This is a genomic window from Paenibacillus lautus, from assembly GCF_050482385.1.
Lineage (GTDB): Bacteria > Bacillota > Bacilli > Paenibacillales > Paenibacillaceae > Paenibacillus_AQ > Paenibacillus_AQ lautus_B.
The window spans coordinates 163,463-179,412 of the sequence record NZ_JBCNHV010000019.1 but is presented as its reverse complement, the minus strand read 5'-3'; the positions used below and the strand labels follow the sequence as shown (position 1 = coordinate 179,412).

The 15,950-nt window shown below is 51.0% G+C and carries 12 protein-coding genes; 7 read left to right on the top strand and 5 right to left on the bottom strand.

Annotation, left to right across the window (positions count from 1 at the left end):
• Positions 1–47: 47 nt before the first annotated feature.
• Positions 48–1,940, top strand: coding sequence for a cyclic nucleotide-binding domain-containing protein (locus tag ABEW73_RS23490; protein WP_430168290.1), 1,893 nt, complete (start codon positions 48–50; stop codon positions 1,938–1,940).
• A gap of 62 nt (positions 1,941–2,002) precedes the next feature.
• Here the strand turns inward: ABEW73_RS23490 and ABEW73_RS23485 are convergent, their stop codons facing one another.
• Both ABEW73_RS23485 and pyk read right to left on the bottom strand, forming a co-directional pair.
• Positions 2,003–3,220: an L-dopachrome tautomerase-related protein gene (locus tag ABEW73_RS23485; RefSeq protein ID WP_430168292.1), complete on the bottom strand. Its 1,218-nt coding sequence runs from the start codon at positions 3,218–3,220 to the stop codon at positions 2,003–2,005.
• A 152-nt stretch (positions 3,221–3,372) separates the two neighbouring features.
• Positions 3,373–4,788, bottom strand: a complete 1,416-nt coding sequence (gene pyk / locus ABEW73_RS23480) for a pyruvate kinase (protein ID WP_430168294.1) — start codon at positions 4,786–4,788, stop codon at positions 3,373–3,375.
• 161 nt (positions 4,789–4,949) lie between these two features.
• Here pyk and ABEW73_RS23475 point away from each other — a divergent pair, with 161 nt between their 5' ends.
• Positions 4,950–5,729: a helix-turn-helix transcriptional regulator gene (locus ABEW73_RS23475; RefSeq protein WP_430168295.1), complete on the top strand. Its 780-nt coding sequence runs from the start codon at positions 4,950–4,952 to the stop codon at positions 5,727–5,729.
• A gap of 52 nt (positions 5,730–5,781) precedes the next feature.
• Here ABEW73_RS23475 and ABEW73_RS23470 read toward each other — a convergent pair whose 3' ends face one another.
• On the bottom strand, positions 5,782–6,738 hold the full coding sequence (locus ABEW73_RS23470) for an LCP family protein (RefSeq protein WP_430168297.1): 957 nt from the start codon (positions 6,736–6,738) through the stop codon (positions 5,782–5,784).
• Between the two features lie 186 nt (positions 6,739–6,924).
• On the opposite strand from ABEW73_RS23470, the gene ABEW73_RS23465 reads away from it, so the two are divergent.
• On the top strand, positions 6,925–7,671 hold the full coding sequence (locus tag ABEW73_RS23465) for a MerR family transcriptional regulator (protein ID WP_430168299.1): 747 nt from the start codon (positions 6,925–6,927) through the stop codon (positions 7,669–7,671).
• Between the two features lie 177 nt (positions 7,672–7,848).
• On the opposite strand, the gene ABEW73_RS23460 is transcribed toward ABEW73_RS23465, so the two are convergent.
• Positions 7,849–8,187: a winged helix-turn-helix transcriptional regulator gene (locus ABEW73_RS23460; protein WP_430168302.1), complete on the bottom strand. Its 339-nt coding sequence runs from the start codon at positions 8,185–8,187 to the stop codon at positions 7,849–7,851.
• A gap of 160 nt (positions 8,188–8,347) precedes the next feature.
• Here ABEW73_RS23460 and ABEW73_RS23455 point away from each other — a divergent pair, with 160 nt between their 5' ends.
• Positions 8,348–9,286, top strand: coding sequence for an aldo/keto reductase family protein (locus ABEW73_RS23455; protein WP_430168305.1), 939 nt, complete (start codon positions 8,348–8,350; stop codon positions 9,284–9,286).
• A 275-nt stretch (positions 9,287–9,561) separates the two neighbouring features.
• Positions 9,562–13,620 (top strand): tail fiber protein, encoded by a 4,059-nt coding sequence (locus ABEW73_RS23450; protein ID WP_430168308.1) that lies wholly within the window; start codon positions 9,562–9,564, stop codon positions 13,618–13,620.
• An 82-nt stretch (positions 13,621–13,702) separates the two neighbouring features.
• On the opposite strand, the gene ABEW73_RS23445 is transcribed toward ABEW73_RS23450, so the two are convergent.
• Positions 13,703–14,677: an aldo/keto reductase gene (locus ABEW73_RS23445; protein WP_430168310.1), complete on the bottom strand. Its 975-nt coding sequence runs from the start codon at positions 14,675–14,677 to the stop codon at positions 13,703–13,705.
• 161 nt (positions 14,678–14,838) lie between these two features.
• Here ABEW73_RS23445 and ABEW73_RS23440 point away from each other — a divergent pair, with 161 nt between their 5' ends.
• A complete protein-coding gene (locus ABEW73_RS23440) occupies positions 14,839–15,153 on the top strand; it encodes a DUF2628 domain-containing protein (RefSeq protein WP_430168313.1) in 315 nt (104 codons plus the stop codon).
• A 201-nt stretch (positions 15,154–15,354) separates the two neighbouring features.
• On the top strand, positions 15,355–15,819 hold the full coding sequence (locus ABEW73_RS23435) for a DinB family protein (RefSeq protein WP_430168316.1): 465 nt from the start codon (positions 15,355–15,357) through the stop codon (positions 15,817–15,819).
• Positions 15,820–15,950: the final 131 nt, after the last annotated feature.

Below are 15,950 nucleotides of genomic sequence, written 5' to 3'. Positions count from 1 at the left end.
GGAATCTGCCGTCTGGCGGATTCTTTTCGTCTATGGAGAGAATGTAAATGACGATGCTGGCAATTGATTTTTTGCTTAGTCATACGCTGTTTCGGGGTGTGCCGCTGCATGAGCTGGAAGGTGCCGTCCAATCAATGCATGAAGAGCATTTTCATGACGGCGACGACTTGATTGTTGAGGGGAGCTACGGCAATTCCTGTTATTTCATCATGAGCGGACAGGTTCAGATCGTGTCCCGGAATTTGATTGGCCATACGGTGACGCTGGATGTCTTGGGCGAGGGGGCACTGATCGGCGAGGTTTCTCTGTTCCTTGAGGAAAAAAGGACCTCGGGTGCCCAGGCCATCGGTGAAGTGACGGCGCTAAAGCTGGAGCAGAACGCGTTCAGCCGTCTGGCCGCGGCTAGTCCGATGTTCCATGAGAGCTTGTCCTTCTCCGCCCGGATTCGTACGATGCATGCGATGCTGAGCAAAGCGACGATCTGGGCCGCGATCCCGAACGCGGAGCTGCGCGGGCTTGCGGAAGTTACGGTCAGACGGAAAGTGTACAAGGGTGACGTCATTGTAGCGGAAGGCTCCCTGGCGGACCGTTTCTACATGATCGCCGAAGGCCGTTTCGAAGTGCGCAGCGGTCGGCGGAAGAAGGCGATTTATAAGCCCGGGGATTATTTTGGCGAGATGGATCTGCTGAGCGGTGATGCGCATACGGGAACGGTGACGGCCCTGGAGAACGGCGAGCTGATGGTGATGGGCCGGGATGAATTTCATTTTGTTCTGCAGCAGTATGAGCCGGTCCGGCGGCAGTTTCATGAAGTGCTGCGGATTCGCAGGCCCGATCTGCTGTCGGATGAGGTGCTGGCTAAATTGCACCACACGGCAGCGGATACCGTCGCTCCGAATGCTTCGAAAGAAGCAGCGGCTGCGGTGGAGGCCGTGAACCTGGCTCCGCCGAAAAAGGAGCGCTGGATGGATGTGCTGCTGGCGCTTGGCGGTATCTTCGTTGTATTGACTGTGCTTGCCATCTGGCTGAAGCAGCCTCTGTGGATATATGCTGCGATGATCTCCGGCGGATTGGTGGGACCGGTGTCCTTTGTCGCTTATATGAGAAGCTCCCAATTACTCGGCTTCAAGCCGATCAGGCTGGTCTTGGTATTCGTGGCCTCTGGCATCATTGCTGTGCCGATTGCCTGGATGCTGGAACGCTTATGGTCGGTTGGCAGTGGACTGGAGACCACGACGTCGGAGCATATTCAAGCAGCTCTTATGATCGGCGTCATTGAGGAAATTGCGAAGCTGCTGGTGTGTTTCCTGTTCCTCCGCGGCCGCAGACAGCGGTTCCTGATGGATGCTGTGGTATTCGGGGCAGCAGCAGGCATGGGCTTTGCTGCGATAGAGAGCATTCTGTACGGATACATGTACTTGCAGCAGCATGCAACTTCGGGGATGCTGGCTGTTCTGTGGGTCAGAGCCCTGCTGTCCCCATTCGGTCATGGAACCTGGACGGCCATTGCCGCTGCCGGTTTGTGGCATGGGCTGAGAGGGGCATCGAAGCGTTCTGCCCGCGCGAATCGTGCGTTGAAGCCAATCCTGATGATGATACCCTTACTGCTGCTCAGCATCCTGCTGCACGCGGCATGGGATTATCCTTATGCCGCCGGATTATGGAAGATGACCGGCATGGTACTGGTCGGAGGTGTCGGGATCTGGCTGCTCATCATGCTCATTCGCCAAGGCACGAAGGAGGAGCGGGAGATGCACCGTGCCGTCAACCCTGCCCAGCAGGTGGAGGACCGAATCCGGCATGCGGTCGGCCCGAACTCTGCCAGGGCGGGCGTCAAGGCATCCGGCTCCGCGCAGCCGTTGACCTGCGAGGCTTGCGGCACCGTGTCACCTGCGGGGACGAGGTACTGCGGCCGCTGCGGCCAGGCTTTGCAGCTTTAATACATAAAGGGTTAGGCAGAGGGCATGAACGCCCGATCTGCCTAACCCTTTTTTCTTAAACATTAACCATACAAGTACGACTTCACATCGGGCCCGATATAGGCTCTCCATATGATCAGATTGTAAGGATCGTCCCAGTCGATCTGCTGCGGCTCTTCAAACATGCGGTGCAGGCGGTTGTTGTTGAAGATGATGGAGCCGCATTGATCAAAAGCCACTCCGTCTACCCACAGCATTCTGTCGTCGGACAGCAGCTTGTTGAACGAACGCGTGTACGGTGAATAGTAACCGATCCCCTTGCCCTCGAGCATGGTGTAGAATATTTGGCCTTTATTGTCGGCATGCATGCCGTCGGTTGTCGTTCCTTTGCTGCCCAGGGTCTGAACGGAATTCCGGATGATCGAATCGGGAATATTGAAATTCCGCAGCAGTCCTGTATCGATAGCGTATAGATTGCGCCCCGTTACCTGGCAGTAGAATAGAGTTCCACGATCCGCGGATAGTGCTATGCCGTCGGCGCCGATCCGGATCGGCTTGTCGCGGTATACCGGCTCGGTATCAATCTCAAACCGGAATCGGGGCACGTCCTGCGTACTGTAATGACTGTCGAGGACGCGCCGAAATTTCTTCGTTCTCATATTGTAGATGATAATTCCGCCATACAATGGATGGTCCGGCCAGCCGGAGCCCGAATCGGTGATATAGGCATAACCGTTTCGGTTATCCACCACGATGTCGTTCAGGAACGACGTACGGGGCGGGGCGATATCATCCGGAATGACAATGGAATCGAGCAGGCGGTTCGCGCTCAGATCCCAGATGACCAGCTTTTGCGAGCCTTCGGGCGAAGTATCGTATGCGATTTTTCCTTGATCCAGAATCCACATCCGGTTATGTTCATCGATCTCGTAGCCAAGGACGGATTGCAGCATCCGTACATCCCCCGGCATATTCCACTCCCAGCTTGGAAAAGCATCCAGCACCGGCTTGCCGTTCACCATCACGATCGTGTTCAGCGTAGCGGGAATCCCTTCAGCCCAGCGCGGAACCGATACGTAGAAGCGTCCCTGCCGGTCCACTTTGACGCCTGCGGGCATGCAGTGCTTCCAATACTGATGCTCCTCGAATCGCTGCTTCATCGCAGCATTCGGGAAGTTCCAGTTCAGGCGGTTCCAATGGAAGAGCATCTGATACGGACTTGTATAGCTATGGGCTTGCTTATCATGAGGGACGGCAGACTGCTGCCATGGGCCCTCCATGGAATGATACGGTATTCGCATATTTGTAAGACCTCCCCATAATATGCTCGGTTCATCCATTGCGGCAGCGATCATTCATTCTTCGCGCTGATTCCTCTGAGTTAGTTATATGCCCAGAGGGATGGATTGGCACCGAAAATATTTACGAGAGAGGTCTTTTTTCAGAATACCCGTTACACTTGCAGAACCTTAATCAGATTCGTGTTACCGGATTGACCGATCGGCACGCCGGCAGATAATACGATAATGTCGCCTTTTTCGATGTAGCCTGTCTTGATGGCATTGCGGGTTGCGGATTCGAACATTTCGTCCGTCGTTGTGACTTTGTCGCCTTTTACCGGAATGACGCCGGAGAGCAAGCAGATTTTGGCCAGCACTTCCTCATGCTGTGTGACCGCGATAATCGGTGCTTGTGGCCGATATTTCGAAATCATCCGCGCCGTAAATCCGCTCTCGGTTGACGTAATGATTGCTTTGGCATTCAGCACGAGGGAGGAGCTAACCGCACCCTGACTAATAACCTCGGTAATATCGGCTACTTGCTGTCTGGATTTGAAAGCGAATTGGTCTTTATAATCGATCATCGTTTCGGCGCGGCGGGCGACTGCGGCCATCGTGCGCACGGATTCTACCGGATATTTGCCCGCAGCGGATTCGCCCGAGAGCATGACAACGTCAGCTCCCTGGATCACCGCGTTAGCCACGTCGCTCACCTCGGAGCGGGTTGGACGGGGATTGACCTGCATCGATTCCAGCATGTGTGTTGCGACGATTACCGGTTTGCCGGCCAGGTTGCATTTATCGATCATTTCTTTTTGCATCATAGGTACTTCTTCAATTGGCACTTCAACGCCAAGGTCTCCGCGGGCGACCATGATTCCGTCGGATGCTTCAATAATGTCATCCAGGTTCTGCATACCCTCTTCATTTTCGATCTTGGAGATGATCTGTACATGATCCGCGCCGCGTTCCTTCAGAATGCTGCGAATCTCACGGATGTTATCGCCATGACGCACGAAAGAAGCGGCAATGATCTCAATGTCGTTCTCGAGCCCGAAGCCGATATGCATGACGTCACGCTCGGTGACCCCAGGAAGTGTCGTTTTGATTCCGGGGAGGTTGACACCTTTACGAGGTTTAAGCACGCCACCGCTAATGATTTTACAGTGAATGTCCTTCCCGTCAACATGGAGAACGTTCAGGTCTACAAGGCCATCATCAATCAAGATACGGTCACCCGGCTTAACCACGAGATTTAATTCGGCATAATTGACCGAGATGCGGTGTGTATCGCCCAGAATTTCTTCTGTAGTCAGGATCAGCTCCTCACCTGGCTTCAGCAGGCAGGAAGCCTCCTTCAGCTTGCCGATCCGTACTTCGGGACCTTTAATGTCCATCATGATGGGTACATACGTGTTTAATTCGGATGCAGCCTGGCGAATATTCCGGATACGGGCCACGTGATCTTCCGGCTCTCCGTGTGCCATATTCAAACGGGCAACGGTCATTCCCTCCTGAATCATGTTCTTCAACAGCTCAATGGAATCGCACGCGGGTCCCATCGTACAAATGATTTTTGTTTTTAGCATGGCTGTTTGTTCCTCCTTTGTATTTGCACTCGTCAGCTATTTGCAGCAGCATTCGAGCTCATTCTAACTACCCTAATAATCACATTGTAGCCTGTCTTGTCGAATCGTGATATGAACTATAGTACAATGAATGGATTATAGTATCGCAATGGAGGTGAGTTATGATCACTCCGGTAGAAGTCATGCAAATTAGCGGTGTCGATTGGTATGAAGAAGCTGACAATGAGAAGCGAGCATGGCGCTTAAGCCTTGTGACATATGGAAAATGTGTATATTGGGTGAATGGGGATAAGCAGATTATGGAGAAAGGGGAAATGCTGCTTATTCCAGCCGGTGCTCCGTATTATGGCAAAAGCATCCCTACCGTGACACACACGCAAATCGTGATCCAATGGACAGATCAGCTATCGACGGGATTATCGGTGCTTGAACGGGAAGAAGCATTAAAACATAAACCCGGCTGTTATGAGTTGATCCGCGAACGGTTGAAGGTGATCCATCAGCAGTGGCAGGAACGCCCATCTTATTATGTCTTGATGATAGAAGCATTATTGACAGAAGTGTTGATTTATATCAGTCGTGAGCTGGACAAGGGCGTCATCACGCCGGAGAAGCACTTGCATGTGGAACGGATGAAGTCTTATATTGAGCGGCATTACCGTGAGAAAATAACGAAAGAGGAGCTGGGCGATGCCATCGGCAAAACCCCCAATTACGCAGCGGTACTCTTTAAGAGTGTCACGGGGCAGACCATCAGCCAGTACGTGCACGCCCAGCGGATCAAACGGGCCGTGTATTTGTTAACGGAATCGCAACTGACGGTACAGGAGATTGCCGTATTTCTCGGATATCAGGACCTCTCCTACTTCTATAGAATTTATAAACGAGTCACGGGCAGCGCCCCATCGGATTTATTGCATGAGCGTCCACGAACGATCTAGGAAATTTAACGCAAAAAAGAGGGCTGGGCCCTCTTTTTTGGTGATTGCTATTTTATTGAGCAGCGTCATTTTCAAATAACTGCTTCACATACTGCCTCAGTTTCGTTTTATCTACGCCGAGCACTTGTGCTCGTCCGGCCATCTCGTTTGTCAGCAGTGAGAACGGAGGAAGCTGCTGCTGGTCGATTTTATCCATATTCACATCAAAACCGAGAGCCATCAGCTTCAGCATTTCTTTGGGGCTTAGATCGGTTTCGATGTATGGCGCAATTGAATCCAGGATGCCGGGCAGCTTGATTAAAGAGCCTGTGGTCTGCATCTTCTTGGCGACTTCCGTCATGAGAATCCGTTGTCGTTCCGTACGGGCAAAATCGGACTTTGCATCGTGCCGGAACCGGACATATTGGAGGGCCATCTTGCCGTTGAGGTGCTGCAGCCCTTGCTTTAAATCGATGTCGTACATATGCTTGTCCGCTTTGCTTGTGTAATACATGTCCTTCTCCACCTCAATGTCGACTCCGCCTATGGCGTCGACCAGGGCTATGAATCCGACAAAATCGGTGTAAACATATTTATGTATGGGCAGGTCCAACAAATCGCTGATGGTTTGTCTGGTCAACTCGATTCCGCCGTAAGCAAATGCCGAATTCAGTCGTCCTTTGCCATGGCCGGGGATGTCCACATAGGTGTCACGCAAAATCGAGAATAAATGGGCTCTTTTCGTGACAGGATCGATGGAGGCAACCAGCATCGTGTCGGATCTGCCAGCATCGTCTCCCCGGGAATCTCCTCCAATCAGGAGAATATTAATGCGTTCTTTACCCTCCCACTTGGGTATCTCGATGATTTCCTCCGACGCAGCGCCCGAGGTTTCCGCCTGCTCCGCCGAATTCGAAGCGGTCGAAATTTGGTTTGAGAATTGTATAATAGCGTAGGTATAGTACGAGATAATCCCCAAGATTCCAACGGATAGTAAGAGCATGGTGTATTTTAACCATTTCTTTTTCATAGTTCCTATAACATCCTTTCTGTTTTACTAACTGCATAATTGACCATTCTAGCAAAATAATGAACAAAAATCATATTTTCCCGAAAAAAACGATTCGGAAAAGTCGATATAATCCGGTTGGATGAACGGGTTGACTCTCCTCCAAGGGGAGACCTTAGACTGGAAGTCGAAGGAGGGAACCACCGTATGTTATACACGGTAAAAGAGGTTTCGGAGCTGTCCGGGGCGACGATTAAAGCGCTGCATCATTATCATAAAATCGGTTTGCTGCTGCCTGCCGAGATCAGTGAAGCGGGTTATCGCTTGTACGGCACTGCCGAGCTGGAGCGATTGCAGCACATTCTGTTTTACAGGGAAATGGATTTTTCGTTGGACCAAATCAAGGCACTGATGGAGAAGGCCCCTGAACGGCGGAAGATGCTGTTACAACAGGAGAAGCAGCTGATGGATCGCGCCGATCGATTGGATACGATTCTGAAAACCTTAAGAACATCCTTAACCAGTACGGAGGAGGGCAAGCGAATGGAGCCTCAGGAATTATTCAAAGGTTTTGAGAGCGAAGAAGAATGGAAGGAAGTCTTAGCGGAGCAAAATGAGCACCTGAAAGAGCAGTATGATGTGGATTTGCTCGAGGGTGAACCCGTTGATGTGCCAAGCATGAACGAGCAGGCAGGGGAAGCGGCTGCTTTTATGGCAGGCATGGCAAATGCGTTGAAAACGGGGATCAAGCACGATGATGTGCGAGTACGGGATTCGATTCGGGATCATCTGCAGTTTATGAATGAGCAGGGCCACGCCTTTACGGCTGCGGATTTTGCGGGTCAAACGAAGTTTTTTCTGAGTGATGACTTTCATCTCCGGATGCTGGAGGAGCAGCAGACGGGGCTGGCCTATTATCTGCATGCGGCTGCGGACGCGTATGCGCATCTGTAAGGGCGGAGAATCCTGCGGCAATCAAAACAAATAACGATGAAAAGAAATACAATCAAAAAATAGCAAGCTTAAAAAAGCAGCGGTGGTTCCGGTTAAACGGAATCCGTCGCTGCTTTATTTTCGAGTTAACCGCTTGGTCTAATCTCGATTGCCAGATGCTTCTCAAGCTATCTTGAATCAAGTCCACCGCGCCGCCCACAGCTTCATTTCCTTGCAGATGACATGCAGGTCCTTACCTTTCGGCGTTAGGGTGTATTCCACCGTAACCGGAACGGTAGGGAATACTTCTCGTTCAAGCACGCCCTGTTCCTCCAGATGGCGAAGCGTCGTGGTCAGTGCCCGCGGACTGACATTCGGGATTTGCCGCTGCAGCTCGCCAAATCGTTTCGTGCCGCCAAAGAGCTCGCGGATGACGAGAAATGCCCATTTTCCGCCTAAGACCAGCAGCGTTTTTTCGATATTGCATTCGATATGTTCGGGAGTTTTCGGTATGTAACTGCTCGATTTATTTCCCATAACGACAGGCTCCTTCCGGTATTCTATTAACTATACTCAAGTATATCAGCTATCCTTCCTATAATATAGTGAAGAACATTTCACTTCTTCCCTAAGAATAGGGACTACTTTAAAATAGCAAATGTAGCATCCAAGTTATTCTATTGAAGGAGGAGTTACCATGAAATACAGAAGATTAGGACGCACAGGTCTCAAGGTCAGTGAGATCAGCTTGGGAAGCTGGCTTACATACGGCGGTTATGTTGAGCGCGAGAATGCAGTGAACGCCATCAAGACGGCCTATGACCTGGGCATTAACTTTTTTGATACAGCGAACGTCTATGAAAAGGGTGCGGCTGAAGTGTTGGTTGGCGAAACCCTGAAAGCGTATCCGCGCGAGTCTTACGTGCTGGCGACCAAGGCATTCTGGCCGATGGGTGACGGTCCGAACGACCGCGGCTTGTCCCGCAAGCACATTATGGAGCAGGCTCATGCCAGCTTGAAGCGTCTGGGCCATGATTATGTCGATATTTTCTACTGCCACCGTCATGATCCGGAAACGCCCCTTGACGAAACCCTTCGCGCGATTGATGATCTCGTTCGCCAAGGAAAAGTGCTGTATGTCGGTGTCAGTGAATGGCAGGCTTCGCAAATCGCGGAAGCATTGACCGTAGCGGATCGTTATCTGCTGGACCGCATTGTGGTCAACCAACCGATCTACAACATGTTTGAACGTTATATCGAGAAGGAAATCATTCCGCTCAGCGAGCGCTCGGGCATCGGTCAGGTGGTATTCTCCCCACTAGCCCAGGGACTGCTCACAGGGAAATACAGCTCCGCTTCGGATATTCCGGCCGACAGCCGCGCTGCGAAGCTGGATTGGATGCGCAAAGGCATTACCGAGGAAAAAATCGCGAAGGTTCACGAGCTTGAGAAGATTGCGGCAGAGCTTGAGGTGTCCGTAGGCAATCTGGCGCTTGCCTGGATTCTGCGTCAACCAAACGTTGCCAGTGCTCTTGTCGGCGCAAGCCGTCCGGGACAGGTAACCGAGAACGCGAAGGCATCCGGTATTGAGCTCAGCGAAGATGTTCAAACTCGGATTGAGGAGATTTTGAAGTAGGGAAGTAGATCGACTACGACGTTTATCTTAATGATCCTTGGGAATAAGAGAATCCGAGAACAGGTAGAAAGATTTATATTAAGATGGCTTCTGACTTGGTTCAGGAGCCATCTTTTTTGCGTGTCTCTTTAGCTAATGAAGCCTTCCTCTATTAGATGACATTTCTTGTTGAATTATATCGTCTACCATTTATAATACTCTCTAGTAATGTTATACTACTCATTAGTATTATATTACTGAAATAGGACAAATGTATTAGGGGGAGAAGCAGCAATATGCAAAAACGAAGGCGAATAGCATCCGCGAAATGGTTGAAGGTGATGTTGTCCATTCTAATAGGTTTAGAGGTTGCACTGGGTGTGCTCGCGTCTCCGAAGACGGTTAGGGCTAATCTTCTAGACGCTCAATATCTGGGGGAGATCCGTCTATTTCCTTACCAGAACGGTCCCGAAGGGTGGATATACTGTGCAGGGCAAGTGTTAACGCTAAGTCTGGAAAATTCGGCTTTGTATACTCTATTGGGCAACAACTTCGGCGGGGATGGCAGCAAGACGTTTGCATTGCCTGATTTACGGGAGAAAGAACCGGTGCCGGGTATGGGGTACTATATAGCGGCTGAGGGATTATATCCGAGAGGCAGTGACTTGACCTACAATACGATGCTGGGGGAGCTTCGACTTTTTCCCTACAACATGGAGATGAATGATAACTGGGTGACGACTGATGGCACCGTTTTAAGTGATTCTGATCCTCTATACAGTGTGTACGGTACTACATTCGGCCAAGACTGGCAGGGCAGCTTTAAATTACCGGAGATTAACCCTGTGCAACCCCAAATCCAGTATTACGCCGCCAAGGCCGGGATACAGCCAGGCAGCGCTGGTGAGGTGTATGCTGGCGAGACACGCATTTTCCCTTTGGAAATCCTAGAGCTAGCATCCTATAAGGCGGATGGCAAGCTTCTGAATGTTGCAGCGAATGGGGCACTTTATAAGTTAATCGGCAACAAGTTTGGGGGAACTCCGAATCAAACCTTTGGAATTCCTGATCTTAGAGGCAAACCTTTGACGCAGTATTACGTATCCCATTACGGATACATTCCAACCCTGCAGCAAGTTCAGCCTGTAAGTGTTTCCGACCAATATACAACAGCTGTCTCCACACCATTAACGGTACCATCCCCTGGGGTGATGAGTAATGATTCCAATGTTCTGACAGCCAAAATTTTGAATCTTCCTACTCATGGAAAGATCACATTTCATAAGAATGGCTCCTTTACTTATACACCGGATGTCGATTTTGTTCGCACAGATTCTTTTACATATATAGCGAGCAATCATAATAAGAGCAGTGGCCCGGCCATCGTTAACATCAACGTTACGGAGATTGAGCCGACGATAAATGGAGTAACCGATGGAGGACTTTATAATCACGAAGTGACGCCCGTTTATACCAATGGCACGGGAACGCTGGACGGGCAGCCTTTTGCCAGCGGAACGACCATCCGTAAAGATGGCCAGTATAAGCTGGTCGTCGAGTCGCCTCGCGGCAAAACGGTCAAGGCCGATTTTGAGATCGACCAAACCGCACCTCTGGTTACGGGCGTGGCAGATGGAGGCCAGTATGATCGGGAGCGGCAAATCTTCTTTAATGAAGGGAACGCGACGCTCAATCAGCAAGCGTTCCAGAGCGGAGACAAGGTAAACACGGAAGGGGAATTTGATCTCATCGTAACCGACCGTGCAGGGAATGAGACTCAGGTTCATTTCTCGATCTATTTCCCAAAAACCGTGACGTTCGACAGCAACGGGGGTTCGCCCGTGGCGGATGCGATCGTCCCTCATCATACGGCGGCAACTAAGCCCGTTGATCCGGTGAAACCTGGTTATGCCTTTGGGGGATGGTATATGGATCAATCCTTCCAGCTTCCATTTGATTTTGCGGCGCCGATTCTGGCTAACCAGACGCTGTATGCCAAATGGATCGATACGGATTCGCCTGTCGTGGTGGATCGGACGCCTGCGAATCTGGCTGATGACGTGTCGATCGAAACGAAGCTTGAATTCATGTTCAATGAACCCGTAACCGGAGTTAGTGGTAGGCATATATCGATTATGAGTGCGATGGACCATCACAAGATCGAGTCGATTGAAGTAACAGACAGTTCTCGCGTTAGGGTGGTCGATGAGAAGGTTGTGGTAAGTCTGTCTCAACATCTGTCGTACTTTACGCGTTATTATGTAGAGATAGAGGAGGATGCATTTCAAGATGCTGCAGGCAACTTCTATGCAGGCATCAAGGGTCCTCAAGATTGGAGCTTTACAACGGAAGAAGAATCTGTTTCAGCGCCGCCTGCTCCTGCAAGCTTGAGTGCTAGAGCTGGAGATGGTGAAGTGACCTTGCAATGGTCCACCGTAACAGGGGCTACCTATTACGATATTTATTCCGGGACGGAATCTGGCGTATATGGAACAGCACCGATCGCAACGGTCACGGATACTACGTATTCAGCAGGTAATTTGCTGAATGGAACGACTTATTATTTTGCAGTTAAAGCCGGAAATGATGGGGGCTCCAGCGCATTTTCGGAAGAAGTGAGCGCAAGGCCGGCCGGTGCCGAGATTCCCGTTCCGGGCGATGCGGATTTAAGCGGATTAGCATTATCGCATGGAACGCTCGCTCCGGTATTCAACCCTGCGGTCACCAACTACATTAGCCAGGTTGGAAACCGTATAACGGAGATCAACATAACGCCGAGCGTTTCCGATCCTCAGGCAACGGTGACGATGAACGGCAAGGCCGTATCCGCCGGTCAGTCGTCAGATCCGGTCAGCCTAGCAGTAGGAAGTAACAGCATTCATCTCGTGGTTACGGCTCAGAATGGGACGACAAAGAATTACACGGTGGACGTGAACAGAGAGGCAGCGGCTTCTCCTGAGCCTGAACCTGGGAATCCTCCCCATCCCGGTACGCCAGGCGGTGGATCTGGCTCTCCTGGAGGTCAAGGACCAAGCGGTGGCGAGGGTTCCCAAGCAGGCCAAGGGGCAGGTGCGGGGCAGAGCTCCATAGGGAGCAGCCGCGTAACGGCGTATATAAATGATGTATTACAGAACGGCATGATATCATCAACGTTAACGAAAGAGAAGAATGGGCAGACCGTGTTGACCGTCAAGGTGAACGGAGACAGACTGCAATCACTGCTAATCAAAGAGAAGAACCGTCGGCCGATTGTTCGGCTTCACGCCACGGACGATCTCGATCAAGCCGTGCTGGTCCTGGATAACCCGTCCGCAAAAGCGCTTGAAGGAAGCAGCGCAATGATCGAATTCGAGACCTTGGCAGGCAGCGCCCGTGTTCCAGCTCAGGCTATTTCAGAACAGCTCGGCAAAGCTGCGGGATCAAAAGAAGGAACGCTTCATCTCGTACTTACCAAAAGCGAAATGGCGCTCAGCGCAAAGCTGAAGCAAACCGGGAATGCGAATGATCTTGGTACAACATATGGCTTCATTGATGTTAAGATCATAGCGTATGAACAAGGGAAACCGGTGGGCGGAGATTCCTATTCTGCTTACGTGGTGCTTGAGATTCCCCTCCGAGAAGGATCCGCGACAAAAGCCGTGACAACCGCCGTGTTTTTGGATGAAAATGGAAACACCCATCATGCGCCAACCCGATTGGCAGCACGCGAAGGCAAAACGTACGCTATCATCCAAAGTCTGAATAATGGCACGTATGCCTTGATCAGCCATACCGAAGGATTACAAGATATGACAGGCCATTGGGCCGAGGCAGCGGTGAACGAGATGGCCTCACGCCTCATTGTAAGCGGCAGAGATGCTGCTGGGTTCCATCCGGATGCACCGGTCACCCGTGCGGAATTCATCTCGATGATGGTTCGCTCACTCGGTTTAATCGAGCAGGGAAGCACCAGCACATTTCAAGACGTAACTTCCCGGGACTGGTACTTGGGGGCCGTATCGGCGGCAAGCAAGAGTGGACTTATTCACGGCTATGCCAACGGCACCTTCTTGCCGGATAACCTGATATCAAGGCAGGAGGCTGCGGTCATTTTCGCAAGAGCCCTAAAAATCGCAGGGGTTGCCCCGATATCCGGCAGCTTGGATTCAGATGCTGCGCTAGATTCCTTCCAAGACGGTGCCGAATGGGCAGGTTGGGCGAAGGCGGCTGCAGCGGATGTGGTCGGAAGTGGAATCATGAGCGGTTATGATGGCAAGCTGAGGCCACATAGTAATATGACCCGGGCAGAAACGGCAACCATGCTTCTGCGGATGCTTTCCGCATCGGGGATGATTGGAAATGTGCCTGCTCAATAATGGCTTGTCGAATATAGAAAAAAAGAGCTGTGCCAAAGGGCATTTGTCCCTGGCGCAGCTCTTCTATTTGAAATAACGCTGTTTACCCCAGCCGATAAGTGGCGAAGGGCTTGGCATAAACAAAGTCGTCGCTGATTTCATCCAGGCTGGAACCCAGTGCTTCATCGATCTCAATCGCCAGGCTCTTCAGGTTATCGTCCAACTGCTCGGTCTTCGTCGCGCCGACTATGACAGTGGAGACGGCAGGGCGATTCATCAGCCAGGCTAGGGACAGGGCACTTGGGGAATGACCATGCTCTGCAGCCAGCTGACTGACCTGCTGTGCGAGCTTCAGATTACGATCTTCCAGGAAGCGATTGAAGTTAGGGTCCGTTTCCGCACGGGAGCCGGAAGGCGTGCTTGCGCCTTGACCGTATTTGCCGGTGAGTATGCCCCCGGCCAGCGGGAAATACGGGATGATGCCAACGCCTTGATCGAGGCAGAGGGGAACAAGCTCCAGTTCCGGTGTACGGTCGGCCAGGGAATAACTCGTTTGGGTGGATACATACCGTGCGTATCCGCGCAGCTCGCTGATCCCGAGCGCCTTCATGATTTCCCAGGCAGCATAGTTGGAAGCCCCGATATATCGGACCTTTCCCGCCGATACCATGTCATCCAGCGTGCGCAAGGTTTCCTCAAGGGGCGTATTGGGATCAAACGTATGAATTTGATACAGGTCCACATAGTCGGTTTTTAGCCGCTTTAAGCTGTTCTCCAGCTCTTGCTGCAGATGATAGCGGGAGGAGCCGCGTTCGTTCGGCCCTTGGCCGTTCACGAGTCCAGCTTTCGTGGCTAATACGACGTTATGGCGTTTACCGGCAAGCGCCTCCCCGATGATGCGCTCGGATTCCGAGCCCGCATAAATATTGGCGGTATCGATGAAATTGATGCCACGGTCCAGGGCATGGTCCAGGATACGGGTGGATGTCTCTTGATCGGCTCTTTTGCCAAAAGCGTTCGTGCCAAGACCGAGCTCCGAAACTTTCAGTCCGCTGTTGCCAAGACGGCGGTAGTTCATCTTGATCCACTCCTTTATGTATAGATTTCCTATAGTATAAACAAGATTCCGGAGGCGGTTCAAATCGATCGGGCTCGAAAGACCATGAGAGATACTACATAAGAACTACTTCGGATGTTGGAGTACGACTTCTTTTTTCACTAATCGTTGGAGTGTGAATCATGAAGATTTATCTGAAAAATGATGCTGGAGTTACTAAGCAAGTGAAAGTGGGCTTTAGCTGGACCACACTATTCTTCGCTTTTTTCCCGGCTTTGTTCCGCGGCGATCTGAAGTGGGCTGTTATTATGTTTATTATCTCTGCCGTAGTTGGTACATTTACGTTGGGATTCGGTGCTTGGATCAGCGGCATCGTGTTCTCCTTCGTGTATAACAAGATTTATATTAAAGAACTGTTGGAGAAGGGCTATCGTCCTGCTACCGAAGAAGCTAGAGCAGTGCTTGAGAATAACTACATTATTGCGAGAGTGGCATAGTTCGATTTCATACGTAAAGCCTGGAACTTGAGTGAATCTTTCATTCAAAGCTCCAGGCTTTACTAAATTATATCTAATAGCCTATTCGATGAAGCGGTTTGTGCACAATTGCCGGGGTTGTGCGAATGCCTTAGGACTCCTTGCGATAGGCTGGATATTACGATAGGATAGTTACGAACCAATTGGAAGGGGGATTATCTTATGAATGAAGCGATTTTTAATCAATTGGATTTTGCCAGAGGAGGGACCCTGAAGTCGGTAGAACATGTAACGGAGCAAGAGGCCGATATCATCCCGGAAGGATTTGCGAATAACATTCGCTGGCACCTGGGCCATATCTATACCGTGCATGAGCAGTTCGCTTTTGCTACGGCGGGCGAGCAGCCCCGTATTCCGGAAGGATTCGAGGCATGGTTTGCAACTGGAACCAAGCCGGCCGATTGGACGTCGAAGCCGCCTGCGATTTCGGAACTGGTAAAGCTTTTGCAGGAACAAACGACCCGGATCCGTGAAACCTTCTCGAATCGCCTCGACCAGGCTTCGGCTCATCCGCTGACCATCGGCCCCGTGACGTTCCAAACCGTGGGAGAATTTCTTGTATTCAGCTTGTATCATGAAGGAATGCACACGCAGACGATCAAGACTTACAGAAAAATGATAAAGTAATAATATGATGAAGTGATAATATGATGAACACGAAGCGATAGAAGGGTGCCCTTGCGCATCCTTCTATCGTTTTTGTTTGTCGCTGCGGAGATCGATCCTTATAATGGAATCAGCACAGATGGGATCATCGA